This window comes from Mycobacterium nebraskense (genome assembly GCF_002102255.1).
Lineage (GTDB): Bacteria > Actinomycetota > Actinomycetes > Mycobacteriales > Mycobacteriaceae > Mycobacterium > Mycobacterium nebraskense.
Window position 1 is genome coordinate 52,072 of sequence record NZ_LQPH01000138.1, and the last position, 26,712, is coordinate 78,783.

26 protein-coding genes are annotated in these 26,712 nt (G+C 67.4%); 15 read left to right on the forward strand and 11 right to left on the reverse strand.

The annotated features are described in order from the left end of the window. The first annotated feature begins 379 nt into the window (after window positions 1-379). From rpmH to AWC17_RS18710, 9 genes are all read left to right on the forward strand, one after another. Window positions 380-523, forward strand: coding sequence for a 50S ribosomal protein L34 (gene rpmH / locus AWC17_RS18670; protein WP_073880743.1), 144 nt, complete (start codon window positions 380-382; stop codon window positions 521-523). A gap of 23 nt (window positions 524-546) precedes the next feature. Further along, window positions 547-909 (forward strand): ribonuclease P protein component, encoded by a 363-nt coding sequence (gene rnpA / locus AWC17_RS18675; protein WP_047322610.1) that lies wholly within the window; start codon window positions 547-549, stop codon window positions 907-909. Then, window positions 906-1,247, forward strand: a complete 342-nt coding sequence (yidD, locus tag AWC17_RS18680) for a membrane protein insertion efficiency factor YidD (RefSeq protein ID WP_047322611.1) — start codon at window positions 906-908, stop codon at window positions 1,245-1,247. The genes rnpA and yidD overlap by 4 nt, the downstream gene beginning before the upstream one ends. Next, complete coding sequence (gene yidC, locus AWC17_RS18685; protein WP_141224679.1) at window positions 1,231-2,340, forward strand: membrane protein insertase YidC; 1,110 nt, start codon at window positions 1,231-1,233, stop codon at window positions 2,338-2,340. The genes yidD and yidC overlap by 17 nt, the downstream gene beginning before the upstream one ends. An 80-nt stretch (window positions 2,341-2,420) precedes the next feature. After that, window positions 2,421-2,987: a Jag family protein gene (locus tag AWC17_RS18690; protein ID WP_046187051.1), complete on the forward strand. Its 567-nt coding sequence runs from the start codon at window positions 2,421-2,423 to the stop codon at window positions 2,985-2,987. 60 nt (window positions 2,988-3,047) lie between these two features. After that, the gene (gene rsmG, locus AWC17_RS18695) at window positions 3,048-3,785 is read left to right on the forward strand and encodes a 16S rRNA (guanine(527)-N(7))-methyltransferase RsmG (RefSeq protein ID WP_046187050.1); all 738 of its coding nucleotides are present in this window, start codon (window positions 3,048-3,050) and stop codon (window positions 3,783-3,785) included. Continuing rightward, window positions 3,782-4,786: a ParA family protein gene (locus AWC17_RS18700; protein WP_141224680.1), complete on the forward strand. Its 1,005-nt coding sequence runs from the start codon at window positions 3,782-3,784 to the stop codon at window positions 4,784-4,786. Before rsmG ends, AWC17_RS18700 begins: the two co-directional genes overlap by 4 nt. Before the next feature lie 23 nt (window positions 4,787-4,809). Further along, window positions 4,810-5,793 carry a ParB/RepB/Spo0J family partition protein gene (locus AWC17_RS18705; RefSeq protein ID WP_085164939.1) on the forward strand — a complete coding sequence of 328 codons (984 nt, stop codon included), beginning with the start codon at window positions 4,810-4,812 and terminating at the stop codon, window positions 5,791-5,793. A gap of 266 nt (window positions 5,794-6,059) precedes the next feature. Beyond that, window positions 6,060-6,812, forward strand: coding sequence for a hypothetical protein (locus AWC17_RS18710; RefSeq protein WP_047322613.1), 753 nt, complete (start codon window positions 6,060-6,062; stop codon window positions 6,810-6,812). On the opposite strand, the gene AWC17_RS18715 is transcribed toward AWC17_RS18710, so the two are convergent. The 11 genes from AWC17_RS18715 to AWC17_RS18765 form a co-directional block, all read right to left on the reverse strand. Then, the gene (locus tag AWC17_RS18715; protein WP_046186274.1) at window positions 6,809-8,029 is read right to left on the reverse strand and encodes an N-acetylmuramoyl-L-alanine amidase; all 1,221 of its coding nucleotides are present in this window, start codon (window positions 8,027-8,029) and stop codon (window positions 6,809-6,811) included. The genes AWC17_RS18710 and AWC17_RS18715 overlap by 4 nt on opposite strands. A 135-nt stretch (window positions 8,030-8,164) precedes the next feature. Further along, a complete protein-coding gene (trxA, locus tag AWC17_RS18720) occupies window positions 8,165-8,518 on the reverse strand; it encodes a thioredoxin (RefSeq protein WP_046186273.1) in 354 nt (117 codons plus the stop codon). Next, window positions 8,515-9,522: a thioredoxin-disulfide reductase gene (gene trxB / locus AWC17_RS18725; RefSeq protein ID WP_046186272.1), complete on the reverse strand. Its 1,008-nt coding sequence runs from the start codon at window positions 9,520-9,522 to the stop codon at window positions 8,515-8,517. The genes trxA and trxB overlap by 4 nt, the downstream gene beginning before the upstream one ends. 102 nt (window positions 9,523-9,624) lie before the next feature. Then, window positions 9,625-10,350 carry a hypothetical protein gene (locus AWC17_RS18730; protein WP_047322614.1) on the reverse strand — a complete coding sequence of 242 codons (726 nt, stop codon included), beginning with the start codon at window positions 10,348-10,350 and terminating at the stop codon, window positions 9,625-9,627. Further along, the gene (sigM, locus tag AWC17_RS18735; protein WP_046186476.1) at window positions 10,343-10,954 is read right to left on the reverse strand and encodes an RNA polymerase sigma factor SigM; all 612 of its coding nucleotides are present in this window, start codon (window positions 10,952-10,954) and stop codon (window positions 10,343-10,345) included. The genes AWC17_RS18730 and sigM overlap by 8 nt, the downstream gene beginning before the upstream one ends. A gap of 64 nt (window positions 10,955-11,018) precedes the next feature. Next, window positions 11,019-14,630 carry a murein biosynthesis integral membrane protein MurJ gene (locus tag AWC17_RS18740; RefSeq protein ID WP_046186477.1) on the reverse strand — a complete coding sequence of 1,204 codons (3,612 nt, stop codon included), beginning with the start codon at window positions 14,628-14,630 and terminating at the stop codon, window positions 11,019-11,021. Then, on the reverse strand, window positions 14,627-17,008 hold the full coding sequence (locus AWC17_RS18745) for a hypothetical protein (protein WP_047322615.1): 2,382 nt from the start codon (window positions 17,006-17,008) through the stop codon (window positions 14,627-14,629). The genes AWC17_RS18740 and AWC17_RS18745 overlap by 4 nt, the downstream gene beginning before the upstream one ends. Beyond that, window positions 17,005-17,739 (reverse strand): NUDIX hydrolase, encoded by a 735-nt coding sequence (locus AWC17_RS18750; RefSeq protein WP_046185506.1) that lies wholly within the window; start codon window positions 17,737-17,739, stop codon window positions 17,005-17,007. Before AWC17_RS18750 ends, AWC17_RS18745 begins: the two co-directional genes overlap by 4 nt. 126 nt (window positions 17,740-17,865) lie before the next feature. Next, on the reverse strand, window positions 17,866-18,165 hold the full coding sequence (locus tag AWC17_RS18755; RefSeq protein WP_046185509.1) for a hypothetical protein: 300 nt from the start codon (window positions 18,163-18,165) through the stop codon (window positions 17,866-17,868). 11 nt (window positions 18,166-18,176) lie between these two features. Next, a complete protein-coding gene (locus tag AWC17_RS18760) occupies window positions 18,177-18,482 on the reverse strand; it encodes a hypothetical protein (protein WP_231588634.1) in 306 nt (101 codons plus the stop codon). A 47-nt stretch (window positions 18,483-18,529) separates the two neighbouring features. Then, on the reverse strand, window positions 18,530-20,053 hold the full coding sequence (locus AWC17_RS18765) for a putative alpha/beta hydrolase (protein WP_046185507.1): 1,524 nt from the start codon (window positions 20,051-20,053) through the stop codon (window positions 18,530-18,532). Window positions 20,054-20,210: 157 nt separating this feature from the next. On the opposite strand from AWC17_RS18765, the gene AWC17_RS18770 reads away from it, so the two are divergent. The 6 genes from AWC17_RS18770 (at window position 20,211) to AWC17_RS18795 (ending at window position 26,683) form a co-directional block, all read left to right on the forward strand. Then, on the forward strand, window positions 20,211-21,647 hold the full coding sequence (locus tag AWC17_RS18770) for a CCA tRNA nucleotidyltransferase (RefSeq protein ID WP_046185505.1): 1,437 nt from the start codon (window positions 20,211-20,213) through the stop codon (window positions 21,645-21,647). Window positions 21,648-21,671: 24 nt separating this feature from the next. Then, a complete protein-coding gene (locus tag AWC17_RS18775; RefSeq protein WP_046185504.1) occupies window positions 21,672-22,181 on the forward strand; it encodes a hypothetical protein in 510 nt (169 codons plus the stop codon). A 114-nt stretch (window positions 22,182-22,295) separates the two neighbouring features. After that, window positions 22,296-22,625 carry a DUF2563 family protein gene (locus AWC17_RS18780; protein WP_046185503.1) on the forward strand — a complete coding sequence of 110 codons (330 nt, stop codon included), beginning with the start codon at window positions 22,296-22,298 and terminating at the stop codon, window positions 22,623-22,625. A 244-nt stretch (window positions 22,626-22,869) separates the two neighbouring features. After that, on the forward strand, window positions 22,870-23,418 hold the full coding sequence (locus AWC17_RS33590; RefSeq protein ID WP_082123117.1) for a hypothetical protein: 549 nt from the start codon (window positions 22,870-22,872) through the stop codon (window positions 23,416-23,418). Window positions 23,419-24,802: 1,384 nt separating this feature from the next. Beyond that, window positions 24,803-25,570 carry a DUF5631 domain-containing protein gene (locus AWC17_RS34025; protein WP_308292919.1) on the forward strand — a complete coding sequence of 256 codons (768 nt, stop codon included), beginning with the start codon at window positions 24,803-24,805 and terminating at the stop codon, window positions 25,568-25,570. Window positions 25,571-25,738: 168 nt separating this feature from the next. Then, on the forward strand, window positions 25,739-26,683 hold the full coding sequence (locus AWC17_RS18795) for a hypothetical protein (protein WP_372517390.1): 945 nt from the start codon (window positions 25,739-25,741) through the stop codon (window positions 26,681-26,683). Window positions 26,684-26,712 lie beyond the last annotated feature (29 nt).

Consider the following 26,712-nt stretch of genomic DNA (forward strand, 5'->3'; position numbering starts at 1 on the left):
TCTAAAACGACACTGGCAGAAGCTAACAGTTTTCCGTCCGGCTGCCAACCGTTCTGCTGCATTCCAATCGGGTTGTTTAGGGTCAATTGGGCCTCGTTCGGCTCGCTGCCGGTGTGGTGCCCGTTCGGGGCCGGCCGTTCGGGGCGACGTTTTCCGCCGGGATCAAGCGGGTGCGTTGGGGCAGGCCAGGTTTGACCAGGCGAAGCCCGGTCAGTACCCTCAAACAGTCGCCCGAAAGTCGGCGATGCGGCTGCGACCCGGGTCTGCCGGGGGACCGCGCCGGCCAGCAGCAAGATTACCTCCGACCGACCCGCAGACGAACCTGAGCGAGACGTCTGGCCGGCCGGATGGAAATGCGAGACACAACGAGGAGAACGTCGTGGCCAAGGGCAAGCGGACCTTCCAGCCGAATAACCGGCGCCGAGCCCGCGTGCACGGCTTCCGGTTGCGCATGCGTACGCGCGCCGGACGCTCGATTGTGTCGAGCCGGCGCCGTAAGGGGCGCCGGGCGCTATCTGCCTGATCGCAACGTCGGGTTTTTCGGCGGTGCTTTCCGCACGCAACCGCATGAGGCGGTCAACCGAGTTTGAAGCGACGGTGAAGCACGGAATTCGCTCGTCGCAGCCCGACGTCGTGGTCCATCTCCGGCGTACGGGCGATCGTGACGCACCGACGGCTCCTCGGGTCGGATTGATCGTCGGCAAATCCGTGGGTTCTGCGGTGGAACGCCACCGGGTGTCGCGTCGGCTGCGGCATGTGGTGCGAGCCGTTTTGGATGATCTCCAGGATTCTGATCAGCTGGTGATCCGGGCGCTGCCGGGCAGCCGGACCGCATCCTCGGAGCGGCTGGCGCAGGAGCTGCGGCGCGGTCTGCGACGGGCGCTCGAGTCGGCGGGACGGGAGCGGTGACCGCGCCGGCGGGGATCGCCCGCGCGGTCGGCGGGGCGACCGTGCGCGGGCTGATTTCTTTGATCCAGCTGTACCGGCACATGGTCTCGCCCTTGCGGCCAGCGACCTGCCGCTTCGTTCCGACCTGCAGCCAGTATGCGGTCGACGCCCTAACCGAGTACGGCCTGATGCGGGGGAGTTGGTTGGCCGTGATCAGGCTCGCCAAGTGCGGACCATGGCATCGGGGCGGATGGGATCCGATACCGGACCGCCCGGAATGCCGTCAGGCGGACTTCGAAGATGTCAGCGACGCGTGGGCCCGCCCGGCGGCGCGAGGGGAGAGTGGAACTCTTGTTTGATTTTTTTAGCCTCGACTTCGTCTACTACCCGGTGTCGTGGATCATGTGGGCTTGGTACAAGCTGTTCGCCTCGATGCTGGGACCGTCCAACTTCTTCGCGTGGGCGCTGTCGGTGATGTTCCTGGTGTTCACTCTGCGTGCGCTGCTGTACAAGCCGTTCGTGCGGCAGATCCGGACCACGCGCCAAATGCAGGAACTGCAACCGCAAATCAAGGCGCTGCAAAAGAAGTACGGCAAAGACCGGCAGCGGATGGCGCTGGAGATGCAGAAGCTGCAACGCGAGCACGGGTTCAACCCCATCCTCGGGTGCTTGCCGATGCTCGCGCAGATCCCGGTCTTCCTCGGCCTGTATCACGTGTTGCGGTCGTTCAACCGAACCACCGGAGGCTTCGGTCAGCCGCACCTGTCGGTGGCACAGAACCGCCTCACGGGAAACTACGTCTTCACGCCCACGGACGTCGGGCACTTCCTGGACGCCAACTTGTTCGGCGCACCGATCGGCGCCTTCATGACGCAGCGAACAGGGTTGGACGCGTTCACCTTCTTCAGCCGGCCGGCCGTCATCGCGGTCGGGGCGCCGGTGATGATCCTGGCCGGCATCGCGACCTACTTCAACAGCCGGGCATCGGTGGCGCGGCAGAGCGCGGAAGCCGCGGCCAATCCGCAGACCGCGATGATGAACAAACTTGCGTTGTATGTGTTTCCACTCGGCGTCGTCGTCGGCGGCCCGTTCCTGCCGCTCGCGATCATCCTGTATTGGTTCGCGAACAACATCTGGACGTTCGGCCAGCAGCACTACGTGTTCGGCATGATCGAAAAAGAGGACGAGGCCAAGAAGCAAGAAACGCTGCAGCGCCGCGCGGCTAACGCCCCGGCGCCGGGGGCCAAACCCAAGCGAAACGCCAAGGCGGGACAGCCGGGCGGCAACGGGTCGTCGACCGCCGGGGAGGGGGAGGCGGACTCCGATGCCTCCGACGACGAAGCGGCCACGGCGAGGCCGGAGGCGGAGAAGCCGAATTCGAGTGGACAAGACGCTGGCGCGCCCAACCGCACCCCGCGGCCGGGCGCGCGACCCAAGAAACGCAAACGCTGACAAGGGAGACAGAGCCAAGCCGGCCGCCTTGGGAGGGTGACCCCGATTGGGAGGAACCCGTGGATGAGGGAGAGAAAGACATGACCGACGCAGACACCACCGAACGGGACGCCGACACCGAACTCGACGCCCAGCAGCCTTCGGAGAATGGCGTGGAGGCGGACGCCGACGACTTCGACGATCAGGAGGAGCGGTTGGTCGCCGAGGGCGAGATCGCCGGCGACTACCTGGAAGAGTTGCTGGACCTGTTGGACTTCGACGGCGACATCGACCTGGACGTCGAAGGCAACCGCGCGGTGGTGAGCATCGACGGCAGCGACGACTTGAACAAGTTGGTGGGCCGTGGCGGCGAGGCGCTCGACGCGCTGCAAGAGCTCACCCGACTGGCCGTGCACCAGAAGACCGGCGTCCGCAGCCGGTTGATGCTCGACATCGCCGGCTGGCGCCGCCGTCGCCGCGAGGAGCTGGCCGCCCTGGGCGACAAGGTGGCACGGCGGGTGCTGGAGTCCGGCGGGCGCGAGGAGCTGTCCCCGATGACGCCGTTCGAGCGCAAGATCGTCCACGATGCCGTCGCGGCGGTCCCCGGGGTGCACAGCGAAAGCGAGGGCGTGGAGCCCGCACGGCGAGTCGTCGTCCTGCACGACTAGCGAGTTACAGCCGTGTAGTTCCGGCGCCGCAGGCCCATCGCGCGTCAGGTAAAACAGAGGATGTTTCACGTGAAACATGTCGGGCCGGTCGAACCCGCGGCGGACAAGCCTGCCCCGCTGGAGCTCGGTGCCGCCCCGGACGCCGCTTCGGCGATCTTCGGTCCGCGTTTCGAGCTCGCGCGGCGGTACGCGGAGCTGCTGGCCGGTCCTGGCGTGGAACGAGGACTGCTGGGTCCGCGCGAAGTCGACCGCATCTGGGACCGGCATCTGCTCAACAGCGCCGCCGTGGCCGAGCTCCTCGATCCGGGCGAGCGGGTCATCGACATTGGCAGCGGCGCGGGGTTGCCCGGCATCCCCTTGGCGCTCGCGCGCCCGGATGTCGAGATGGTGCTCCTGGAACCGCTGTTGCGCCGCAGCGAATTTCTCAGCGAGGTCGTCGACCAACTAGGGTTAGCCGTCGAAGTGGTCCGCGGCCGTGCCGAGGAACTGTGGGTACGCCACCAGTTCGGGGAAAGGGATGCGGCGGTGTCACGAGCGGTTGCGTCGTTGGACAAGTTGGCGAAGTGGAGCATGCCGTTGTTGCGGCCGGGCGGCCGGATGCTTGCGATCAAAGGCGAGCGCGGCGAAGACGAAGTTGAACAATACCGGCGTGTGATGGCAGCATCGGGCGCCGTTGATGCCAGGGTGGTGACATGTGGCGCGACCTATTTGCGTCCCCCCGCAACCGTAGTTATAGCGCGACGCGGAAGGCCGCCGCGCCACCAGCCGGCACGGATCGGGAAGGCCGGGAACCGATGAGCAATCCGGGAGAATCGCCGACGGTCTCCGGGCCGTCGTCGAGCGCGGCACACGTGCAAGCGCCGCCCGCGCCCGACGGTCCGGCGCCCCTCGTGCCGGGCGCGATCGAGGACCCCGCGGCCAATGTTTCACGTGAAACAGCGAACGAATTCGACACGCCGATCGGGGCCGCTGCCGAACGGGCGATGCGAATACTGCACACCACCTATCCGCCGCTGCGCCGGCCGAGTCACCGCCGCGTCCTGACGGTTGCCAATCAGAAGGGTGGCGTCGGCAAGACCACCACCGCGGTGAACCTCGCCGCCGCCCTCGCGCTGCAGGGACTCAAGACGTTGGTGATCGATCTCGACCCGCAGGGCAACGCCAGCACGGCGCTCGGTATCACCGACCGGCAATCGGGCACGCCCTCGTCGTACGAGGTGCTCATCGGCGAGGTTGCCGTCAAGGATGCACTGCGGCGGAGCCCGCATAACGAGCACCTGTTCTGCGTCCCAGCCACCATCGACCTGGCGGGTGCCGAGATCGAATTGGTCAGCATGGTGGCGCGCGAGAACCGGTTGCGCACCGCGCTGGCCGAGTTGGACGACCTCGACTTCGACTACGTCTTCATCGACTGCCCACCGTCACTGGGCCTGCTGACCATCAATGCGCTCGTCGCCGCACCGGAGGTGATGATTCCGATCCAGTGTGAGTACTACGCGCTCGAGGGTGTGTCACAGCTGATGCGCAACATCGAGATGGTGAAAGCCCACCTCAATCCCAAGCTCGACGTGTCCACCGTGGTCCTCACGATGTACGACGGCCGGACCAAGCTCGCCGACCAGGTGTCCGAAGAGGTGCGCCGGTACTTCGGAGCCAAGGTGTTGCGCACGGTGATCCCGCGCAGCGTCAAAGTCTCGGAGGCGCCCGGCTACAGCATGACCATCATCGACTACGACCCCGGTTCGCGCGGGGCGATGAGCTATCTCGACGCGAGTCGCGAACTCGCCGAACGTGATTGACCACCATCCGTGAAGGGACGACCATGACGCAGCCGTTACGCAAAAAGGGCGGCCTCGGCCGGGGCCTGGCTTCGCTGATCCCGACCGGTCCCGCCGAAGGTGACTCGGGTCCCGCGACCCTCGGTCCGCGGATGGGGGACGCTGCGGCCGACGTCTTGATCGGGGGACCGGGGCCGGACCTGGCCCCGGCGGGCGCCGTGTATCGCGAAATCACACCGACCGACATCGAGCCCAACCCGCGCCAGCCGCGACAGGTATTCGACGACGAGGCGCTCTCCGAGCTGGTGCACTCCATCCGCGAGTTCGGTCTGCTGCAGCCGATCGTGGTGAGGGCCGTCCCCGGAGCCAAGACGGGCCCGCGGTATCAGATCGTGATGGGGGAGCGGCGCTGGCGGGCGGCCCAAGAGGCGGGGCTTGCCACCATCCCCGCCATCGTGCGCGAGACGGGCGATGACAACCTGCTCCGTGACGCCCTCCTGGAAAACATCCACCGGGTCCAGCTCAACCCCTTGGAAGAGGCGGCGGCGTACCAGCAACTGCTCGACGAATTCGGCGTCACCCACGACGAACTCGCCTCGCGCATCGGCCGCTCGCGGCCGTTGATCACCAACATGATCCGGTTGCTCAAGCTGCCGATCCCGGTGCAGCGGCGGGTGGCGGCAGGGGTGCTGTCGGCCGGCCATGCCCGCGCACTCCTATCGCTGGAAGCCGGTCCCGAGGCGCAAGAGGAGCTGGCCAGCCGGATCGTCGCCGAGGGGCTGTCGGTGCGGGCGACCGAGGAGGCGGTGACGCTGGCCAACCGCGCCGGCGCGGCCACCCCCGCGCCCCAGCGGCGCAAGCCGATCCAGATGCCCGGCCTCCAGGAAGTCGCCGAGCGGCTGTCGAACGCATTCGATACGCGCGTGACCGTCAGCCTGGGCAAACGCAAGGGGAAGATCGTCGTGGAATTCGGCTCCGTGGACGATTTGCAGCGAATCATCGACATGATGACCGCCGCCAAGGCCTGACCGGCCACACCCTGTAATTACGTCACTGTGACACCGGAGCGGTCACGGATGAGGCAACACCAAGCTTTCGGCGCCGTAGTATTACGAAAGCACATGCGTTTCAAGGATTCTCGGTAAAGAATCGATCTGGACGCTAACGCGCTGAGCGTTCCGGCGCCGTGATCGGTGCCTCGACCACAAAGCTGGCCCGATTGCGACATCCTCTCCTATCCTGGAGGGGTTGCCGGTGCAATTGGCTGCAGTACCGCACAGGAGCCAGGAGGCTAGTGTCCGCTCGAATCACACCGTTGCGCCTCGAGGCCTTCGAACAGCTTCCCAAGCATGCCCGCCGCTGCGTGTACTGGGAAGTCGACCCGGCGACCCTCGGTAACCAGGACCACCTCGCCGACCCGGAATTCGAAAAGGAAGCCTGGTTGTCGATGGTCATGCTGGAGTGGGGCTCCTGCGGCCAGGTCGCCATGGCGGCCACGGACGAGAGAAGCCAAGGCGAGCCCCCGTGCCTGGGCTATGTCTTCTACGCGCCGCCGCGGGCGGTGCCGCGGGCGCAGCGGTTTCCCACCGCGCCGGTCTCCGCGGACGCGGTGCTGCTGACGTCGATGGGCATCGAACCCGGGCAGGCCGCCGACGATCTGCCGCACGGTCTGCTCGCCCGGGTGATCGACGAACTGGTCCGGCGTGGAGTGCGCGCGCTGGAAGCGTTCGGCCGCACGCCGGCGGTTTCGGAATTGCAGGACCCCCTGGCGGCTAGCCCGGATGTGCGGCCGGTGTTGGAGGCCGTCGGCGACTGCTCGGTGGACCGTTGCGTCATCGACGCGGAATTCCTGCAGGCCGTGGGTTTCGTTGTGGTGGCGCCACACCCGTACTTCCCGCGGCTGCGGCTCGAATTGGACAAAAACCTCGGGTGGAAGGCCGAAGTAGAGGCGGCGTTGGAGCGCCTGCTGGAGAACGCACAGCTGCAAGAGCCGGTCGGAGCCGGGTCTGCGGCGGGGAATGCGTTGTGGGGCGCCGAGATCGGCTAGGAGCCACCGAGTCGGCTGGTCCGTTCCACGGACAGTTCGTGGGCCAGAAGTTCGGCGAAGGTGAATGTGCCAGTGGGCCGGTCGTTCTTGCCCAGAAGATAGAGCCGCTTGACCGCGGCGAGGATGCCTTCGGCGATGGCGTCGCGGGTTTGCGTGGAAATCAGCATCGCCCGATCCTGCGGATTGGTGATGTAGCCGATGTCAACCTGCACGGTCGGCATCCGGGTCAGGCGCAACAGATCCCACGTCCGACCATGCGTCCGGCAATCTCGTAACCCCGTGCGGGCCACCACTTCTCGTTGAATGAAGTCCGCAAGATTGCGCCCGATGGTGGACACCGAGCCGTGCGAGTTTCCGAAGTGAAAGGAAGCGACGCCGTTGGCCACGGGGCTGGGCTGGCTCTCGCAGCGCAGGCTGATCATCAGGTCCGCCCCGACGTTGTTGGCCGTGGCGGCGCGTTCGGCGTCGGACGGGCTGCGGTTGACCGGCCGCGACAGGAAGGTCTCCATGCCGATGGCGGTCATCCGCCCTTCGAGCCGGCTTGCCAAGTCCCACAACACATCCGCTTCGCTGACCGGTCCCGACGGGCCGTGCATGAGCTCGCCGTGGTCCGTACCTCCGCGACCGGGATCGATGATGATCCGCTTGCCCGACAGCTTGGGCCCCGACCGGCGGACCAGTTCTTCCTCGCGGATCGCGTGGGGTGAGCCGCCTGTGACACGGGAGCTCAGAAAGTACAAGGAGCGCAACGTTTCTGGACCACAGATGCCGTCGGCGGCGAGCCCGTACTCACGCTGGTAGGACATCAGGGCGTTGTGCGTCTGCAACCCGAAGTGGCCATCGACCAGGCCGGTGTAGAAACCGAGGTCCTGGAGGCGCGCCTGCAGGGTGGCGACGTCGTCACCATAGAGCGGGGCGCCGAATTGGTGATACAGCGTGCGCGCACCGAGGCGGTACGACGCCTCCTTCAAAGCCCGATAGGTGGCCTCACCGACGATGCCGTCGACCAGCAGGCCGCGGTGCTGCTGGAAGGCGCGCACCGCCTGGTCGAGTTCGATGTCGAAGAGCTCGGGGGGCACGTGCCGGCCAGTAGTGAGATCGTCCTCGGGGCTGTCCAGCAGCCCTAGCGCTGCCAACGTAGCCCGAATTTCGGTCACAGCTGCGCTGCGGTCACCACAGCGCAGCGCATCGCCGTATTCACGGCGCGGACTCGACATACCAAAGGCCCTCCGGGACACACTGACAGGCACGTATCTGGGCAACAGCTAACCGTAATTGTCGCAGACGGTTGGCATATTCGGGAAAACCCCAGGCTGAACGCCGGGGCGTGGTGCGGCGAACTTAGATCACGATCAGCTGAGGTTGGGAACCGCGTCGGAGAGCTCCCGCAGCAGCGCTGCCTTGCCTTTGGCGCCGACGATCCGCTTCACCGGCTGGCCGTCTTTGAACAGAATCATGGTGGGGATCGAGACCACCTGGAAGTCGCGCGCGGTTACCGGATTGGCGTCCACGTCGAGTTTGGCGATGGTGAGCTGCTCGGCTCGCTCGCTCGCGATCTCCTCGAGAACCGGCGCGACCATCTTGCAGGGCCCGCACCAGGTCGCCCAAAAGTCAACCAGCACAGGCTTGTTGCTGGACAACACCTCGGTGGAGAACGATGCGTCAGAGACTTCGATTGTGGCCCCGGCTTTTTCGGCGTCGGTCATTGAGGTGCTCCAATCATCTCGGTACTGCCAGGAAATTCGGTTGCGTCGCGTTGGGCGGCCGAGCTCGATTCGACGCGGTCGGCCAGCCAGCGTTCGGCGTCGATGGCCGCTGAGCAGCCGCTGCCGGCGGCGGTGATGGCCTGGCGGTAGGTGCGGTCCACCAGGTCCCCGGCGGCAAACACCCCCTCGATCGAGGTGGCCGTTGTGTGGCCCTGGACCAGAACGTAGCCCTCGGGGTCGGTGTCGAGGACGTCGCGCACCAACTCCGAGCGCGGGTCGTGACCGATCGCCACGAAGACACCCGTGACGGGAAGGGTTGATTCTTCACCACTGAGGGTGTCGCGGACCCGCAAACCCATCACCGTCTGATCCCCTTCGACCCCCAGCACGGCCTTGTTGGTCAAGATCGTGATCTTCTCGTTGGCCCGTGCGCGGTCGAGCATGATGCGCGATGCTCGGAATTCGTCGCGGCGGTGCACCAGGGTGACGCTGCGCGCGAACCGGGTCAAAAAAGTGGCTTCCTCCATCGCCGAATCCCCACCACCGATGACCGCGATGTCTTGATCTTTGAAGAAGAACCCGTCACAGGTCGCACACGAACTCACCCCACGCCCCAGCAGCTCCTGCTCACCGGGCACCCCCAGATACCTCGCCGCCGCGCCCATGGCCAAGATGACCGCCCGCGCCCGAAAGGTCTCGCCCTCGGCGGTCGTCACCGACTTGACCGGCCCGTCCAGCGACACCGACTCGACGTCTTCCATCCGCAGATCGGCCCCGAAACGCAGCGCCTGTTCGCGCATCTGGTCCATCAGCTCCGGACCGGTGATGCCATCACGAAACCCCGGGAAATTCTCCACCTCGGTGGTGGTCATCAACGCGCCACCAAACGACGTCCCCTCGAACACCACCGGCGCCAACTGCGCCCGCGCCGTATACAACGCCGCGGTGTACCCAGCGGGACCCGAACCGATGATGATCACGTCGTGCACAGTGTCGGCGGTCATAGAACCCTTTCAAACGATCGTCCCTGGATTCGTACAAACGCCAGCGTAGGCACGGCTGTTCCCGGGAGCCCCAGCACCTCCGGCACAACCCATGGCACCACCCTAAGGGCGGGGGATCTGGGTGTTGGCCAACAAGCCCGTATCGGCGGCGTTGCAGTTCAGCGCCACCGCGTACACCTCCAGGCTGTGGGGAGTGTCGCCCGGCACCACCAGCACGACGCCGGGGCGGGCGTTGATCTCTACCCGGCGCGCGCCCAGCACCTGCGTGGACGCCGGATAGCCCAGCCCGGTAAGGCATGAGGCGCGCCGTGCCGGGTCGCCGAGCGGGCCGTAATCCGGGCTCTGGCTGAGGAGGCCGAGGATCTCGTTCTGCGACAGCGGGATCACCATCGGCGGGGTCGAGACGGTGATGTGCTCGGCTGTCACCGGGGTGCTGGGGGCGGGCCCGGGCGCGGTGATCAGCGCCGCGGTGCCCACACCGACCGCCGCGAGCACCGCGCAAACGCCGGCCACCCCGGCGACCACCCGCCCGGACCGGATCCGCGGCCGGGCCGAGTGGGCAGCGGGCGGGCCTGCCTCCGCCGATCCCAGTGCCGCCGAGATTCGGGTGGTGAGCTCGGGCGGGACATCCGGCGCCGGGCCGGCGCCCAGCGTGGCGACGTCACAGCGCACCCGATTCAGGGCGCGCAGGAGTTGCTCCGCCTCGGGGTCATCGCGGACCCGTTGACGCACGCGGGCCGCGGAATCGTCGTCCAGCAGGCCGGCCTGCAGGTCGGCGAGCAGCTCAACCGTCAGGGGCGGCTCCGTGTCGTCATCGGCTTCACCCATCCGCCCCAGTGTCCGTCATGCGCTGCTTGACGGCCATGGGTGGGGCCAGGTCGGGTGGGGCTTTCAGGTAGCCCAGGAGCTCGGCGAGGCGCACCCGGGCCCGGGCGCATCGGCTCTTGACGGTGCCCTCGGCCACGCCCAGTAGCGCGGCGGTGTCGGCCACCGAGTAGCCCTGCATGTCGACGGCCACCACCGCCGCCCGCTGTTCGACGGGAAGCCGCATCAAGGCGCGCTGCACTGCCAGTGCGGTCTCGACCTGGGTCGTCCGGTCAGCCACCGGGTAGATGTCCTCCAGCGGGACGGTCGGGTGGGCCTTGGTGCGCCGCAACCGGTCCAGGCAGGCGTTGACGACGATGCGGTGCAGCCAGCTGCCGACCGCGGCGTCATGCCGAAACGCGCCGGCGCCGCGGTGCGCCGAGAGCATGGCGTCCTGCAGCGCGTCCTCGGCGTCCTCGGCAGTGCGCGTGGTGAGCCGGGCCAGCCGGTGCAGCTGTCGTTGATGGCGAAGGAACAACTCGCCGAAGGCGTGGCGGTCGCCGGCGACGTGGGCTGCCAGCAGCTCGGCATCACTGCGTTCGCGCTGGATGTCTCCCCGGGAGCCCACGGCCGGACAGTAACCAATCGGCTGCGGGGCGGCACTTCACCACGGCACGGCTATGTGAGCGCCGTCAGGAGGCGGCCTGAACCGTGATCTCGGAGAAACCGGCCTGGCTCTTGCCGTTGGTGGTGCCCAACGTGGAGATCCACACCAGCAGATTCGATGTCGGCGAACCGGCCCTTACGGGGATGACGTTGTGGCCGGGCTTGAGCGTGAAGGCCGGCGCCAGCACGGTGGTGTCGTTCAACGATGCCGGCGCCGCAGTGGCCGAAGATCGGATCTCGACCTTGGTCCCGCTGCTGGGCGTGTCGATGGTGACTTGGCCGACCACGGTCGGGTTCGGCAGTTGCAGGATCAACCCCTCGCCCTGCTTGAAGCTGGGGAAGGGGACGGCGTCGGTATAGACCTCGGTCGCCCAGGCGGTGGAAGGGTCGCCGTCGATGGCCTGGCCGGCCGTGCCCGCGTTGTCGGCATCACCGTCGGGGGAGTAGACCGTTGCCCTGGTCGGTTTGACAACGCTGCCCGCGGCCGCGGAACTGGTGGCCGACGACGAGCCGGAAGACGAGGGCCCGTTCAGCCCGAGCTCGTCCTTGTTGAGGCCGCCGCCGACGTTGCCGAAGATCTTGCTCACCACGGATGCCAGGACCAGCAGGGCGACCACGATGACGACAAGGCCGGCGCCGACGCCGATCAACACGTTGCGGCGCCGCCGCGCGAGGGCCGCCTCGTCCTGCCCCGCGGATGCGCGGGCGGTGGGCGGCGCGGGCGAATCGTCGATGGGCCCCAGCACCTCGGTCCGGTCGGCCACCGCGGTCGCTTGCTGCAGCAAGTTCAAAAGCGTTGAGGCGCTGCGTATCCCACCATCCTCCTGAACCGCCCGGACCGCGACGGCCGAAATCTGGAAGGGGATGTCGCGGTCGATGACCATCGGCTCCACCGGCTGGCCGGTCGAATCGCGTTCGGCCGGGGCGAGCCCGCTACGCACGCTGGACTCCGCGAGCGGCCACCGATTGACCAGCAGGGCATACAGCGCGGCGCCGATACCGCGGATGTCGCCCTGCGGGTTGGCTTCGGGCATGGTCGCCGGGTACGCCAGCACGACGTCGCCCTCGATGCTGACGCGCACCCGGCTCGGGTGGTCGATCGACAACGCGACGCCGGCCCGGTGAGCCGCGTCCGCGGCCGCCGCCAACGACTGCATGGCACGGACGGCGCCGACGGGCGACGGCGCGGTGTCGGCCACCTCCTGCAACGAACCGCCCCGCACCCACTCGGAGACCACCAGGCCGCCGTGGCCGGTGTGGACCACGTCGAGCACCCGGGCGATACCGGGCTTGTCGATGCGGCTGAGGCGCAAGGTGCGGGACAGGATTTCCTGCAGCACGTCGTCGGGCAACGCCCCGTCGGGGTCGACGAAGGTCAGCGCCACCTGCCGGTCTAGCGCGGTGTCCAGCGCCTGCCAGAACTGCAGCGGCGGCGCCCCGCCGTGGAAGACCAGCAGGCGATACCGGCCACCGGCGATGCGGGCGCCGGGAACCAAATGGACGTCGTCTCCCGCTGGGTCGCCGCCGCGGTCGCGGGGCGCATCCAACGGGGCCGGCCCGCGCCGCGATTCGGCGGGTATGTCCCCATTGGACGGCCGCGACGTCGGTGGTTCGGGCTCGCGGTCGGCGGGGATGTCGGGTTGGAAGTCGTCGGCAACCGGTCGTGGCAGCTCGGCACCCGACGCGGCACTCTCGACAGGGCGGTCGGTCACCTCCGGTCCTTTCGCTAGCCGGGCTGGGATTGCCCGCTCCGGAGGTCTGCGCCGGATCGGCTCCTGGACCGCATTTACCCCAGGCGGGGACGAATTCCTCTGCTCAGGGTACGTGACCGGGGACCGGCGAGACGATCGATCCCGTGTCAGAGGTTTGCGGGAAACCGGCGTCCGGCCTCCGAAGCGGCGCCTGACGGCGTCCAGCGCGGCCTGCGCCTCGGGTACCTGCGCGCGGAGCATGACCGTGGCCATGATGGGCAGCATGATGACCGCCAGAATGACCAGGCGCAGCAACGAGCCCGCGCCGCCGCCATGCGCGGTCAGCAGGTCCAGTCCCATCAGCCGGTCGGCCACATGGGCCAGCAAACCGGCCAGCATGGAGGCGGTGATCGTGACCAGGATGGTGCGCAGCTCACCTCTGCCGATCAGGTGCCCGCCCGTCGGCAGCAGGGTGCGCCGCAGCAGGAGGTAACCGATGAGGGCGCCGGCCAGAAACCCGATGCCGTTAGCCAGCCCCAGATAGCCGGCCACCAGCTTGGGGTCGTCGGTGAGGTGCGGCGCCAGCACGGATCCGACGATCTTGACGGCCGTGATGACGAGGATGATCACGATCGGCGTCCAGGGCTGCTCGCGCGCGTAGAAGACGCGCAGTTGTAGCAGTACCAGGCCGTACGGGATCAGCGTGAACGCCGACAGGGCGATCGCGGTGCCCAGGTACCCGGCGTCGACTCCGCCGAAGTGGCCGTAGGCGAACAGCGCGCTGCCGATCGCGGGCCCGCCGACGGTCATGAACGCGACGATCGGGATCAGCGTGATCAGGGTGAGGCGGGTGGCCAGCGATAGGTCGGCAAGCACGGCCTTGGTGTCATCGGCGGCGGCGTTGCGGCTCAGCCGCGGCATCACCACCGTCAGCACGGTGACCCCGATCATCCCGAACGGCAGCATCAGGACCAGCCAGGTGTAGTTGTAGATCGCGGGGCCCGAGGCCGCCGCCGTACTCGCGATCTGGTTGCCGACCACCAGGCCGAGCTGGCTGATCAAGACGTAGAGCACCATCGCGGCGGCCATCGTGCCGAAGCGCTTGAGGCGCTCGTCGATTCCCCACATCGGGCGCAGGTCGACGCGCTGGCGCCGCAGCGCCACCAGCAGCACCGCGGTCTGCGCGAACACGCCCAGCGTGGTGCCGATGCCGAGGACCAGCAGCTTGGTGTTGCCCATCCGAACGGGGTCGACGGACAGCTCACCGGGCGCGGCCGCATACACCGCCAAGGTGGCGAGGGCGACGACGTTGTTGACGACCGGTGCCCACGCCGTCGGCCCGAACACGTTGCGGGTGTTGAGGATCGCCATGAACACCGACGTCAGGCCGTAGGCCAGCACCTGGGGGAGCAGCAGGTAGGCGAAGGCGGTGGTCAGCGGTTCGTTGACCTGCGGGGCGCGGCCGAGCATCAGGCGCACCAGCAGCGGCGCGGCGAGCACCGACAGCGCGGTCGCCACCACCAGCAGCGCGGTCGTCAGCGTGACCAGGCGCCGCACGAAAGCCGCGCCGCCGTCGGCGTCGCCCTGCTCGGCGCGGGCCAGCACCGGCACGAATATCGCCGTGAAGGTGGCCTCCAGCACCAGCGCGGCCACCAGGTTCGGCAGCTGGTTGGCCACCGAGAACGCGCTGGAGAGCGCGGCGCCCAGGATGGCCGCAAGCAGCACGATCCGGGCGAAGCCGGTGAGCCGGCTGACCAGCGTGGCGAATGCCATCGCCCACGACCGCGACACCAGGGCGGCGTCGGAAAGTTCGGGCCGCCGGCGATCGATGCCCGCGGGGACGGGCGGAAGCGGACCCGTCGGTGGCGAGCCCGGGACCCTGGGTCGCCGCGGCGGCTGTGGCAGGCGGTGTTGTTGCGGAGCGGCCTGCCGGCGGGCGGGATTCATACTCGGTGCTCTTGTTCGACCCGATCGTCGGTCTCGTCGTCCACGTCAGCGGACCTGGCACCGGGTGGGTCGGGCCGGTCCAGGTCGGCGCGGTCGGGCTGGCCGCGGAAGCGGTGCCAGAGGCGCCGCCCGGCCAGCAACACCAGCACGGCCGCGGCGGTCATGGTGATCGCGAACAGCACCTTGCCGTAGGCGTTGGAATGCACCGACAGGCGCACCGGGTCGCCCAGCCGCATGCCGTCCGGGGTTCGTAGCGTCACGTCGATGGCGACCCGCTGCGTGAAGTTCACCTCGATCGGCACCCGCAGCGGTAGGTATCCCGGCGGCAATTCGATCTGGCCGACGTCGGTGACCGTCATTCCCGGCGGGGCGTCGACCTGCAGCCGCACCCGGATGGGAACGGCCAGGCCGTTGTGCAGCGCCAGCGGCAGGGGGCTGTGCTCGGTGGCCAGGGTGTAAGAGCCGCCCGGGTTGACGATCGTGACCGCGCCGAACAGGTCGTTGATCGTCTTGCCGACGACGGCCAGGCGTTGCTGGGCCATTCCGTTGCGGGTGTCGGGCGGCTCGGATTGGCTCAGCGCGCGCAGCATGTCCTCGCGCAGCGGGGCGGTGTACTGGATGCCGGTCAGCCCGGTGCGTTCGTCGGTGCTCAGCGCCGATGTCAGGCCCCACAGCCGGCCCACCTGACCGGCGACCGCGGCGGTGACGTCGTCGCCGAAGCGGCCGCGCGTGGCGGCGTAGGCGCCGGCCGGCTCGGACGGCTCGGTGCGGGCGGCGGCTTCGGCGACCACCGCCGGCAAGGGCCGCGGGACCGCCAGGCCGGATCGGATGCCGGTGGTCAGCGCGGTCAAGATGACATGCGCGTCGTCGGCCTGCAGGTTCCACGTCGCCGGCGGGACCAGGATCTGGGTGCGCGGCGCGTCGTCGTGGCGCAAGGCGTGCCAGAGCATGGACCCCAGGGCGTCCTGGCGGCGCGCGGTCACCGAATCATGCGCGAGCCGGACGGTCAGCGAGGAGTCCAGGTAGGTGGGGACAGCGGGAGAGCTTCCCGCCCCGGCCAGCGCGGCGCCCACCGCCGGGTCGAAGGGGGCGACCACCACTTGCGGGGACAGCCGCTGCGGCGCGGTGTCGACGGTGGCCTCGGAGGATCCCTGCGCATCCGGGGCGGACAGGTCGGCGGCGGCAATAGCGACGGTGCTTTCGTTGGCGCCGAGCAGGTTGACCGCGCGGTTGGTCAACGGGCCGTCGGGCAGCAGCGTGGCGCCGCGGGCGGAGGCCACGTCCAGGATGCGGTCGACGATGCTGTTGACGCCGGAGGTGGCGGCGGTGCTGAGCCCTCGGTCGTTGACGCGTTGCAGGGCGTCCAGATCGGCTTGCGCGTAGGGGAGCGGCGCGACGCAGGTGCGGTGCGCCAGGGCGCGCAGCCGGTTGAGCCACTCGGTCGCGACGGCCTGTCCGGCGCCCGGATGAGTCGGGGTGCCCGGGAGTTGGGCGGGGCCCTCGGGTGAATCGGACACCACGTAGCCGGCGGTCATCGCGTTGACGGTGACGAGCAGGTCGGGGTCGACAGCCAGACACAGCGCCCGGCCGACGGCGCCGTCGGGGTCGACGTCGTGGCTGGTGGCGACTTCGGCCGCGGACAGCAGGATGTCGAGCCGGCCGCCGCTGGCCAGGGAGGTGGCCAGGTCGTCGTCGATCAGGCGCACCGGAATGGTGCCGCCGGGCACGCCGGGGGCCAGCCGGGGCCGGTCGGCCAGCGGCCACAGCATGGTGATCCACACGGGTTTGGAGGTGTCGGGCGCGACGGCGGAGCCCAGATCGCCGGCCTGGTCGGGTGGCACACCGACGACGGGCAGCAGGAATCGCGCGTTGTCGAGCCGGGCGGGGGCGCCGTAGTCCGGTGTGCCATTCACGTTGACCAGGACCGGATAGATGCCCGGCTTGTCGATCCCCAACGACTGCTTGGTCAACGAGCGCAGCGGCGCCGACAGGGTGAAGCCGGCTTCTTGCCCGCGTTGCAGTTCGGGAGCGACCGTGAGGAAGTCAGCGGCCGGTTGGTACCCGTCGGTGTCGCCGTCCAGCGTGGTTCGCAAGCCCGCGGACGCGGTGATCGCCCCGCCGTGTTCGAGCCGGACCATCACGTCGCGGACGGGGCGGTCGCCGATGTTGGTCACCATCCCGCTGACGGTGACGACGGGTTGGCTGGACGTGGTGACCACGTCCGGGGTGACTTGGTCGATGCGGACCCGGACGAACGGCGTCACGCCGGGCTCGCCGGCGGTCGCGGGCGGGACGGCGGGCCCGGTGAGCACCGCGAACCCGGCCACGATGCCGATCACTGCCGCGAGGCGCAAGAAGCAGAGTCGGGATGCCGTCACGGCCCTGGCCCGTGGCCGTTCTTCCGGCCGGTGGCCGGTTTGTCGGCGTGCCGGGTACGCGAGTGTGTTTGCGGACGGCGGCGGGGAGAAGTGGGTGGCAGCGGCGGCAGGGCGGCGGGGCCGTCGCTCTGCAGCTTGTCGATCAGCTCGTCGGCCACCCGGGCCAGGCGACGTTCGTCGGCGTAGGCCAGCTTCGATGGCAGTTCATGCACCGGCACCCAGGCCACCTCGGCGACTTCGAGGTCCTCGTCGCACAACTCGCCGCCGGAGAAGCGCAGTAAATAGTGGTGCACGGTCTTGTGGACCCGGCGGCCGTCGGTGACGAACCAGTAGTCGATGCGACCGAGCGCGGCCAGCACGCTGCCGCGGATGCCGGTCTCTTCGGCGACCTCTCGTATAGCGGTCTGTTCCGCGGTCTCACCGAGTTCGATGTGCCCCTTGGGCAGCGACCACAGCATCCGGCCCCGCCGATCGACGCGGCCGATCAGCGCCGCGACCTGGGAGTCGCGCGGACCGTCAAGGCCGTCGATCACCAACCCCCCGGCGGATGTTTCGTGCACAGTGCGGAGCCGGTCCGGTTCGCGGCGAGGCGAACGGGATCGGCGCGATTTCGTCGCCGTCGAGTCGGCGGGCGTTTGGCCGTTCGTCTGGTTCTCGGTCGAACTCGCAGCGCCACGACCGCGTCGCCGCCCCCGGCGTCGACGTGGCTTGCCTTGTTCGCCGTCCGACACCCAAGCGATAGTAGCTGGCACGGCATTTTCTCCCAGGACATACTCGCCGCTGGCGGGGTGCGCGATGGCGCAGTGCCGTGATCGAACCGCGAGGTGCCTATGCCATCCCACTGGTCTGGTCTTGCATCAGATCGGGCCTATCGCGTTGGCGATGGCCCACACCGCACCAAAGATAAGCAGTGAGAGCGGCCCGGACAGGCTCCCGATGAACATTCCGCGCCCGATCTGACCGAGTTGTCCCGGGGCTCGCATGACGAGCGCCGAGATCGCCAAATAGAAGAGAACGACCGGAAGCACGAACACGATCGAGTACGGCATGAAGAGCCAGGTGGCGAACTCGACGACGAGGATATGTAGCACCGCCACCAGGAAGGTGATCGGACCGTAGGGAGACTTCGCTGCCTCGATCACCGATTCATCGGCCATCACAAGACCTTTCAGCGCAAGACCAAGTAAGCGTAGACAATCCCACCGATAAGAACGACCGCGGAAGATCCCGCAATGCTTAGCGCGAGACCATGATTGCGGGGCGCTGGCGAGCGCAGCAATGCGGCGGCGAGCCCAAGGGATACCACCGTCGTGATGACGGCGGCGGTGAGCATCCAGCCGCGTTCGCCGCGTCCGTTCTCGGTCGTAAAGAGCCCTTTGCCTAGCGCCCACATCGTGGCGAGCAGCAAACCCAAGACGATCTGAACAACGAACGGCGCCGACAAGGTCGCCGTGCGCCACGCTTGGGCGTCCAAGTCACGAACTCGAAGTGGCATCTGTACCTGCTCTCAGTTATCCACGGTCACGCAGGAACTGCACTGCCTGTGGGCAAGGGAGGTACCGAAGGAATGTCGGTGACTGGGCCGAAGTCGGTGGCTGGCAGCGGAGTCGGCACGTCGTATTTGGGGTTCCATCCACCGGTGTCGAATGGCGCGAACGCCTTGCCGCCGAGGGCACCGACGTCGTGGTGGCCGGGCAAGTTGAATGCCGGACCCCACGATCGGCCCGACTGGGCGGGGTCGATAAGTACTGTGTGGGTGCCGCCGTTCGGCAAGTCCTGATACACCTCCAAGGAGGGGTAGTCAGTGCGCGTTCCGTTAACTTGCACACCTCCTTGACCGGGCGTGAACACAAGGTCGCCATTGACCGTCACTGTATGGTCTGCAAACGGCCCGTTGGGATCGCCCGTAATGCCTGGCGCGAAAGGATTGCCCGCGTCGTATTTGATCCGGACCGATCCGTCTGGAAGTTGAGTCACGCTGCCTTTGGGTATGCCGACCTTTACCTCGCCCGGCCCGCCGGTCGGATTTTCCTCGACTGAAGGGTTCTGCCGTAAGACGACGATGCCATTTTCGTAGTCGATGTATGTGGTCACCTTGGTGTCTTCCGGGTCGAAATTGGGATTGGGCCCACGGTTGTTCCCGAGGTCTCGCTTCCAAGGCGGAAAGCTCGTCACGTCCCGTTGTTCGATCCACTGCGAGACACGGACGACTCCTTGGCCGGGCACGGGACGAATCTTCACCACTCGGACCTGCGATTTGGCCCCGCTGAATTTCGGGTCGTAGGTTTGCGGGTCTAGAGCTGCCGCGGTCTCCCAATCGGCCGCCGACGTCGGTTCGCGGCCAAAGACTTGCTTGAACGCCTCGATCTGGTTGCGACGCCGTTCGTCTGCGTTCTGCGGGGGTGCTTCCGGGATATCTCCGTCCAGGGCCTGGATTGGTGGCGCATATCCGTCCTGCTTGCCGAGGTTGGCTATCGACGCTTGCAGTTGCCGAGAATACTGATCGCGGACTTGGTTTAGTTTGTCGACCGAGGCCTTGGTGTCGTCAATCGCGTGCTTCTCAAGGCCGTTGATGTAGTGGTCCAGCAGCTGCCGTTCTGACTCTGGTAGCCGGCTATCTTTCTCCAGCTCGACGGCCTCACCGATTTGATCGTCGAGACCTTGTAGCAGTCCTTCCAGGGCGGAGATTTCGCCCCGTCCGGACCGCTGGGCCTCGGCCAGCGCGGCCGCAACATTTTCGAGATCGGTGCCGATCTTGGGCAATTGAGCAGCTTGTAACCCGAGTGACCTGGTGGCCCGCCGTACCTCGGCGGAGTCGTTGATCGGATTACCGCCATCCTGATGGATCCACGCCTTGTCGAAGCGGTTTCGCGCCAGCTTGAATGCGGCTTCTGCTTCGCCCGTGGACTGGCCCGCGTTATGAAACGCTTGCGCAAGGTTCGAGATCTGTGCTGGCCGACCGCTTTGCAATGTTCCGTCGATGCTCCACGGGTCGCCGCCCGCGAACGCGATCAGTGCGCCCTTGCTTATGTATCGGAAATGCACCGCATTACCCCGCCGTTCCACCCTTCCCGTAGCGCGTAACGCTACTACCGGACGTCGGCCGGTCAATTCACCGTCGATGCGTGCCAGTGGTTCCCGAGGGCAGGTGCGAGCCTCCTCACACGGGCTTTTCGGCCCCGGCCGACTACGCTGATCGAACGTGTCCGAAGCCGATGTCGAGCTGCTCGCCGCCGCCGCGGTTGCCCTGAATCAACACGCGCCGATGCTGCGCGAGCTGGGTTCGGCGTTCGACGTCGCAGGCCACGAGTTGTACCTCGTCGGCGGTTCGGTGCGAGATGCCCTGCTGGGCAGGTTGAGTCCCGACTTGGACTTCACTACCGACGCCCGCCCCGAGCAGATTCAACAGATCTTGCGGCCATGGGCCGACAACTTGTGGGACACCGGCATCGATTTCGGCACGGTCGGCGTCGGCAAGGGCGGCCACCGCTTGGAAATCACCACGTTCCGCGCGGACGCCTACGACCAGGTATCGCGGAAACCCGAGGTGCAGTACGGCGAGCGCCTCGACGACGATCTGGTTCGCCGCGACTTCACGGCCAACGCGATGGCCGTGCGCATCACGCCGGACGGACCGGGTCAATTCCTCGATCCCCTTGGCGGTTTGGCCGCTCTGCGCGATCGGGTGCTCGACACCCCGGCGGCTCCGTCGGTGTCCTTCGGCGACGACCCGCTGCGGATGCTGCGCGCGGCGCGGTTCGTTTCCCAGCTCGGCTTCGCGGTCGCGCCGCGCGTGCGTGACGCGATCGAGGAGATGGCCTCCGAGCTGGGGCGGATCAGCGCCGAACGGGTGGCCGCCGAGCTGGACAAGCTGCTCCTGGGAGACGACCCGGTGTCCGGCATCGACGTCCTGGTGCAGACCGGCATGGGTGAGGTGGTGCTGCCCGAGGTCGGCGGCATGCAGATGGCCATCGACGAACATCACCAGCACAAGGACGTCTACCAGCATTCGCTGACGGTGCTGCGGCAGGCCATCGCGCTGGAGGACGACGGCCCGGATCTGGTGCTGCGCTGGGCCGCGCTGTTGCATGACATCGGCAAGCCCACGACCAGGCGGCACGAAGCCAACGGCGGCGTGAGTTTCCACCACCACGAAGTGGTCGGCGCCAAGATGGCGCGAAAGCGGTTGCGGGCGTTGAAGTATTCCAAGCAGATGGTCCAGGACGTCTCGCATCTGGTGTATCTGCATCTGCGGTTCCACGGCTACGGCGAGGGGAAGTGGACCGATTCCGCGGTGCGCCGCTACGTCACCGATGCCGGGCCGCTGCTGCCCCGGCTGCACAAGCTGGTGCGGGCGGACTGCACGACCCGCAACAAGCGTCGGGCCGCGCGGCTGCAAGCCAGCTATGACCGGCTGGAGGCGCGGATCGTCGAGCTGGCCGCCCAAGAGGATCTGGCGCGGGTGCGTCCCGACCTCGACGGCAACCAGATCATGGAGTTGCTCGACATCCCGGCGGGCCCGCAGGTCGGCGAGGCATGGCGCTTCCTGAAAGAGCTGCGCCTGGAGCGCGGGCCGTTGACGACCGATGAGGCGACCGCGGAACTGCTGAGCTGGTGGCGCTCGCGCGGGAACCAGTAGCGGCGGTCGAGCGTCCGATCTTTCGTGGACTACTGCATGGCTGGCGACGACGGCACGGCGGCGATCTGGCACCGCCAACTTGATCTTGACCTGGACGGCGACGGCCGGCTCGATGCGTTCGGGCTGGACTTCGATGGTGATGGGCTGCACGACGACGCGCTCGCCGACCTTGATGGTGACGGCATCGCTGATCACGCGGTGCTCGACCTCGACAACGACGGCGCTCCCGAGGCGTACTTCACCGATGACGGATCCGGGACGTGGGGGGTAGCCACGGACCAGGGCCGGCAATTGCGATGGTTCGGGCTCGATGGCGTCGAGCACTCCGGCGGCCCGTTGGTGGATTTCGACGGCCACGGAGACCCCGACGATCGGCTGTTCGATGCCGACGGTGACGGGGTGGCCGATCGGGTGCTGTGCGCCGATGAGGGCGGCGTCACCGGATACGTTGACACCGACGGCGACGGCAAGTGGAACGTCCGACTGACCGATTCGGATGGCGACGGTTTCGCCGACGGCGCCAGCGCGTTATAGGCCGCGGCCACGGCCGCGATGACGTGAATTGATCAGTGTCGTCGGGGTATTTAGCGTGGTCAATAGCGGCGTGACAATGCGATTTCGTGCGCACGTCGGTTGGAAAGGGTGGCAATGTTCGTCGACACAGCGCTGCTGCACTCCGGAGGCAACGAGTCGCACCGCGCGGGCGGGCACGCGCAAGAGGGAGCCGACCAGCTCGCGGGCGGGCCGCTGGCGTCGGGAATGTTCGGTGACTTCGCCGCTGCTGATGCCTTCCACCAGGTGGTCACCGCCGCCCAGACCCATCACGTGCAGAACCTGCAGGGCCACCAGCAGACGCTGACCGACGTCGGCGCGAAGGCGCATTACGCGGCCAAAGGATTCACCAGCATGGACCAGCACAATGCCGGCGAAATGCAGGCTGTGCGACCGGGTTCCAACAACTCAACGTCGCAGACTTAACCGCGGACTCACCTTCACCGACTGACCAGCGGCACCTCGCGGGTGTGAAGGTCTTGCCTTCCCGACTCCCGCAGCACATCATGCGGGGAACTTCCGCATGAATTCCCAGGTCTGCAGGACTGAAATGAGGTCGTGATGACCGGTGAATTGCTGCCCGGCAGTTCCCTGCCCCACTATGGAGCGGGATGCACGGGCAAATCTTGACACATTGTCTCCACAGGGTTGGTGGCTGTGAGGAGGGCACATGGTGGGGAACCAGCCTTGGGGGCCTGACGTGGGGCCAGCCGCCCAGCCGCCTGCTGGGAATTGGCCACCCAACTATCTCGGGCAGCCAGCATCCCGTCCGCGCCCGTGGCTAGCGGTCGCCGTAGCCTTAACCGCCGCCGTGGCCATCGCCGCTCTAATCGTGGCCCTTGCGCGACCTACGGCTACGAGCCCGTCGACCACAGTTACCGCGCCAACACCTGGACCTGGGGAAATTGCCGCCGCTCAACAGCAACTTTGTGACGTCTACAAACTGGCGGCTCAAGCGGCCCAGGTCGACACGGCTGGAACAGACAAAGCGCTAGCACGCATCGCTACAACCAACGGCGCCCTGCTGCTCGAGATGGCGGCGGCTAATCCTGTTCTCGACGCGAAGCACCGGGATGCGGCGCAGGCGCTAGCGATGGCATACGGAACCCTTACAGCGAAGGGCAGCGCTGGAGTTGCGACTGACGCCGAGTACCAGGCGGCACTTAATGACGCAGTTGCGAAGGATGCCGCCATGAAAAAGGTATGCAGTGGCGGTTGACCTTCCGCCTGGTAAGTGGACAGCGGCGTTGATTGGGCCGTGGTGGCCGATGCCGTCAACGACTCTGCGCGGCGCCGCTCAGCATTGGAGCCAAGCATGCGCGGAGCAGCAGTTGTTTTCGCAGGACCTTCGCAGGCAGTGGATGACGATAGCGGCACACAACCAGGGCCGCACGGCGGACGACCTCATATCTAGATACCAAGGAGGCGAAAAGTTTCATCTGGATCTCGCCGAGAAGTACCAGGCCAAGGCGGAAGCCTTCGATTCGGGCGCTGATGTAATCGACTATCTACGAAGTCGATTGGCAGACATAGCGAATACAGGCAATAGGGAGATAGATCAAATACTCGCGTCGAAAAAGCCGGTGCCAGAGCAGGTCGCAGAGGTGCAGGCCGTCCAGTTGCGTTGCAACGGCGATGCCACGAACGCGAGCATGATGGCGGTCGACAAACTTATGATGGCGACCCAAAAGATTCTCGACGCTGAAGGTGTTGGTGGTGACGCCCGAACGTGGGCGCGTGAAAACGGCTTCAACATGGACAATGCTTCACCACCGCGGGCGATCAGCAAGGGCGACTTGAGTGGTGGGCCACTAAGTTCAGGTGGCCGTGGCGTGGGTTCCGCGAACGTACCCGCGGCTAGCACGCATGAGTCACAGCCAGGTCCACTCGCTGCAGGAGGCTTCACCGGAACCGGTAATAACCCGGGAGGAGTACCGAGTGCGGTAACCCACGGACCACCTCATACAGCACTTGGACCTGGTGGATTTGCCGAAGGGTCCTCGTCGCTTGGAACGCCGGCCGCGTCGACTGGTGTTTCGTTGCCTGGTGGCGGTGGATCAATGGCATCTGGGATGCCGGGCATATCCGGTGGCGGTGCCATGTCAGCGGCGGGACTTGGACAAGGCGGAACGCCAAATTTGGCGCAGTCCTTCGCATCCGGAATGGCGACGGGGCAACCGGCCGGTGCCGGTGCTCAAGGGCTGTCGGCAGGCGCGATACACGCGATGGAGTCCGGTGCGGGTGCGCCTCCGGAGGCCGGGCCGCCGGCCGGGATGCCGCCAGTGACGCCGACCGCACCTAGCGACGGCGTTTTCATTCCGACGAGCACCCCAGTCGACACCCCCCCGCCGGCCGCTTCAGCACCACCGGCTACAGGTGGAGCCGCTCCGGTAGCGCCGGTGATGACGGGGGGCACTTGGTCGGGGTCTGCAGCGCCAGTAGCCGGTAGCCCAAGTGTCCCTGCTGGGCCATTGCCCGCATACGGGTCCGACCTGCGCCCGACGGTCGCGGCGCCCCCATCCATGCCGTCGGTCCCTACAGGGCCGGTTTCCGGCGCGCCGGTCGCGCCCTCGCCGGCATCGTCCCCGTCCTCGGGAGGACCGGTGGTTTCTCCGGTGGAACGCGCGGCTCCCGGAGCCGCCGGGCAGGCGGGCGCGAACTCGTCGAGCATGGTCGGCGCATCAGCGGCGTCGGCGGCGACCGGCGCGACTGCCGGTGCGGCATCCGGTAGAGCGGCCGAACAGCAACGACTGCAGCGGCTCGTCGATGCGGTGGCGCGCCAAGAGCCGCGGCTGTCGTGGGCGGCCGGGCTCCGCGACGACGGCACTACGAGCCTGCTGGTCACCGACCTCGCCTGCGGATGGATTCCGCCCCACGTCCGATTGCCCGCCCACGTAACCCTGCTTGAGCCGTCGGCGCGTCGGCGTGATGCCAGCGTGGTGGACTTGCTGGGCGCCGTCGTGGTCGCAGCTGCTCACGAGCACAACACCTATGTCGCCGAGTCGGGCCCCGACGCTCCGACGCTGAGCGGCGATCGACCAGCCCGCTCAGCCGCGCCCCAGGTAGGGGAGTTGGGGCCAACGCTTGTCGAAGCCGTCCGCCGTCGGGACGGTCTGCCGCGAATTGCTCAGGCCGTCGCGGCGCCTGCGGTCCGAAATACCGGCGTGCTCGAAAACGAAACCGGACTCTTGCGTAGCTGCATTGCCGAAATTCAAAGCTCGGTGCTGGCGGCGTACCCCAACCACGACCCGGCTGCCGTCCGGGATTGGATGCTTCTCGCCGCAATTGAGGCCCTGATCGATGGGCACGAGTACCTCGCGAATTACCACATGGCGTGGTTTGAGGCGATCAGTCATCAGGCCGGCGTGTAGGGCGGCCTGCGGAAGATACCGCGCATTGGCTTTGCGCCTGATAGCGCTGTCGAAATTCGAGGTGAATACCGATCGCAGCGCGCTATGCCAAAATGATGAATACCAATCGCGTGTGCCGGAGCGCATGAAGCGGTTGCAGACTTCTGTAAACGGGGTGGAGGTGCGGCTATGACCGGGGGCGATGGCACCATCAAAAACGCTCCGGCCGTATTGGGAGGGCTGGTCGGCGCGCCGGAAGCGCCACCGCCGATGCCCTTTCCGGCTTCCGCGGGCGGAACCGCCCCCGGCGACATCGGCCAAGGATTGTTGCATTCCGCCGGCAATGCCGGCGTGCCGAAGGACGCGGCTGACAGCGCCGCCGCGGACGCCGATCGCCGGGCGCATGCGGCCGACGCCGCAGCGAAATTCCCTGCCAATGAAGCTGATTCGGCCCAGCAGATGCAAAACGTCGGCCAACAAGCCCCGCAGATGATGCAGCAGATGCTGCAAAGCATCACCGGCGCATTGGGCGGTGCGGTCGGCGGCATCATGGGGCCGCTGACGCAGTTGCCGCAGCAGGCGATGCAGGCCGGCCAGAGCGCCATCCAGCCGCTGATGAGCGCGGTTCAGGGTGCCCACGGCGCCGAAGCTCTCGCGGGCGACCCGCATCTGGTCGACAGCGTCGGCGCGGGTTCCGGAGCAGGCGGTGGTTCGGGCTTGGGCGGTGGCGGAGGCCTCGGTGGTGGCGGCGGCACCACCCCGGCCAGCTCTCTCGGCCCGCCACCCGCGCCGACATCGTCACCGCCGACAACTCCTGCCGGGGCGGCGAGGGCGGCCATGATGCCGCCGGTCAGTGGCGCGCCGACTACGTCGGGGCAGACCGGTATGGGTGGTATGGGGATGATGCCGCCGGGCGCGATGGGCGCACACGGCGACGGCGGCAACAAAGAGAAGCTTCCGGAGAAACGGATCTCGGCCCCCGGCGTGCCCAACGGCCAGCCCGTCAAGGGTCGCCTGACGATGCCGCCAAGCGCCCCGGGACCCAAACCCGGGGAGGACAAGCCAACGGTCGTCACCAACCGGCCGAATCGACGGATCGTGATCATGCCGACCGGGGACGAGCCGAAGGAATAGCCGGGCATTCGCGCCATTCCCACTCCGCC

Coding starts and splice junctions, on each gene's coding strand:
- AWC17_RS18690 (WP_046187051.1), top strand. CDS start 2,421: ATGACCGACGCAGACACCACCGAACGGGACGCCGACACCGAACTCGAC.
- rsmG (WP_046187050.1), top strand. CDS start 3,048: ATGTTTCACGTGAAACATGTCGGGCCGGTCGAACCCGCGGCGGACAAG.
- AWC17_RS18700 (WP_141224680.1), top strand. CDS start 3,782: ATGAGCAATCCGGGAGAATCGCCGACGGTCTCCGGGCCGTCGTCGAGC.
- AWC17_RS18705 (WP_085164939.1), top strand. CDS start 4,810: ATGACGCAGCCGTTACGCAAAAAGGGCGGCCTCGGCCGGGGCCTGGCT.
- AWC17_RS18715 (WP_046186274.1), bottom strand. CDS start 8,029: ATGTCGAGTCCGCGCCGTGAATACGGCGATGCGCTGCGCTGTGGTGAC.
- trxA (WP_046186273.1), bottom strand. CDS start 8,518: ATGACCGACGCCGAAAAAGCCGGGGCCACAATCGAAGTCTCTGACGCA.
- trxB (WP_046186272.1), bottom strand. CDS start 9,522: ATGACCGCCGACACTGTGCACGACGTGATCATCATCGGTTCGGGTCCC.
- AWC17_RS18730 (WP_047322614.1), bottom strand. CDS start 10,350: ATGGGTGAAGCCGATGACGACACGGAGCCGCCCCTGACGGTTGAGCTG.
- AWC17_RS18740 (WP_046186477.1), bottom strand. CDS start 14,630: ATGAATCCCGCCCGCCGGCAGGCCGCTCCGCAACAACACCGCCTGCCA.
- AWC17_RS18755 (WP_046185509.1), bottom strand. CDS start 18,165: ATGGCCGATGAATCGGTGATCGAGGCAGCGAAGTCTCCCTACGGTCCG.
- AWC17_RS18780 (WP_046185503.1), top strand. CDS start 22,296: ATGTTCGTCGACACAGCGCTGCTGCACTCCGGAGGCAACGAGTCGCAC.
- AWC17_RS33590 (WP_082123117.1), top strand. CDS start 22,870: ATGGTGGGGAACCAGCCTTGGGGGCCTGACGTGGGGCCAGCCGCCCAG.
- AWC17_RS18795 (WP_372517390.1), top strand. CDS start 25,739: ATGACCGGGGGCGATGGCACCATCAAAAACGCTCCGGCCGTATTGGGA.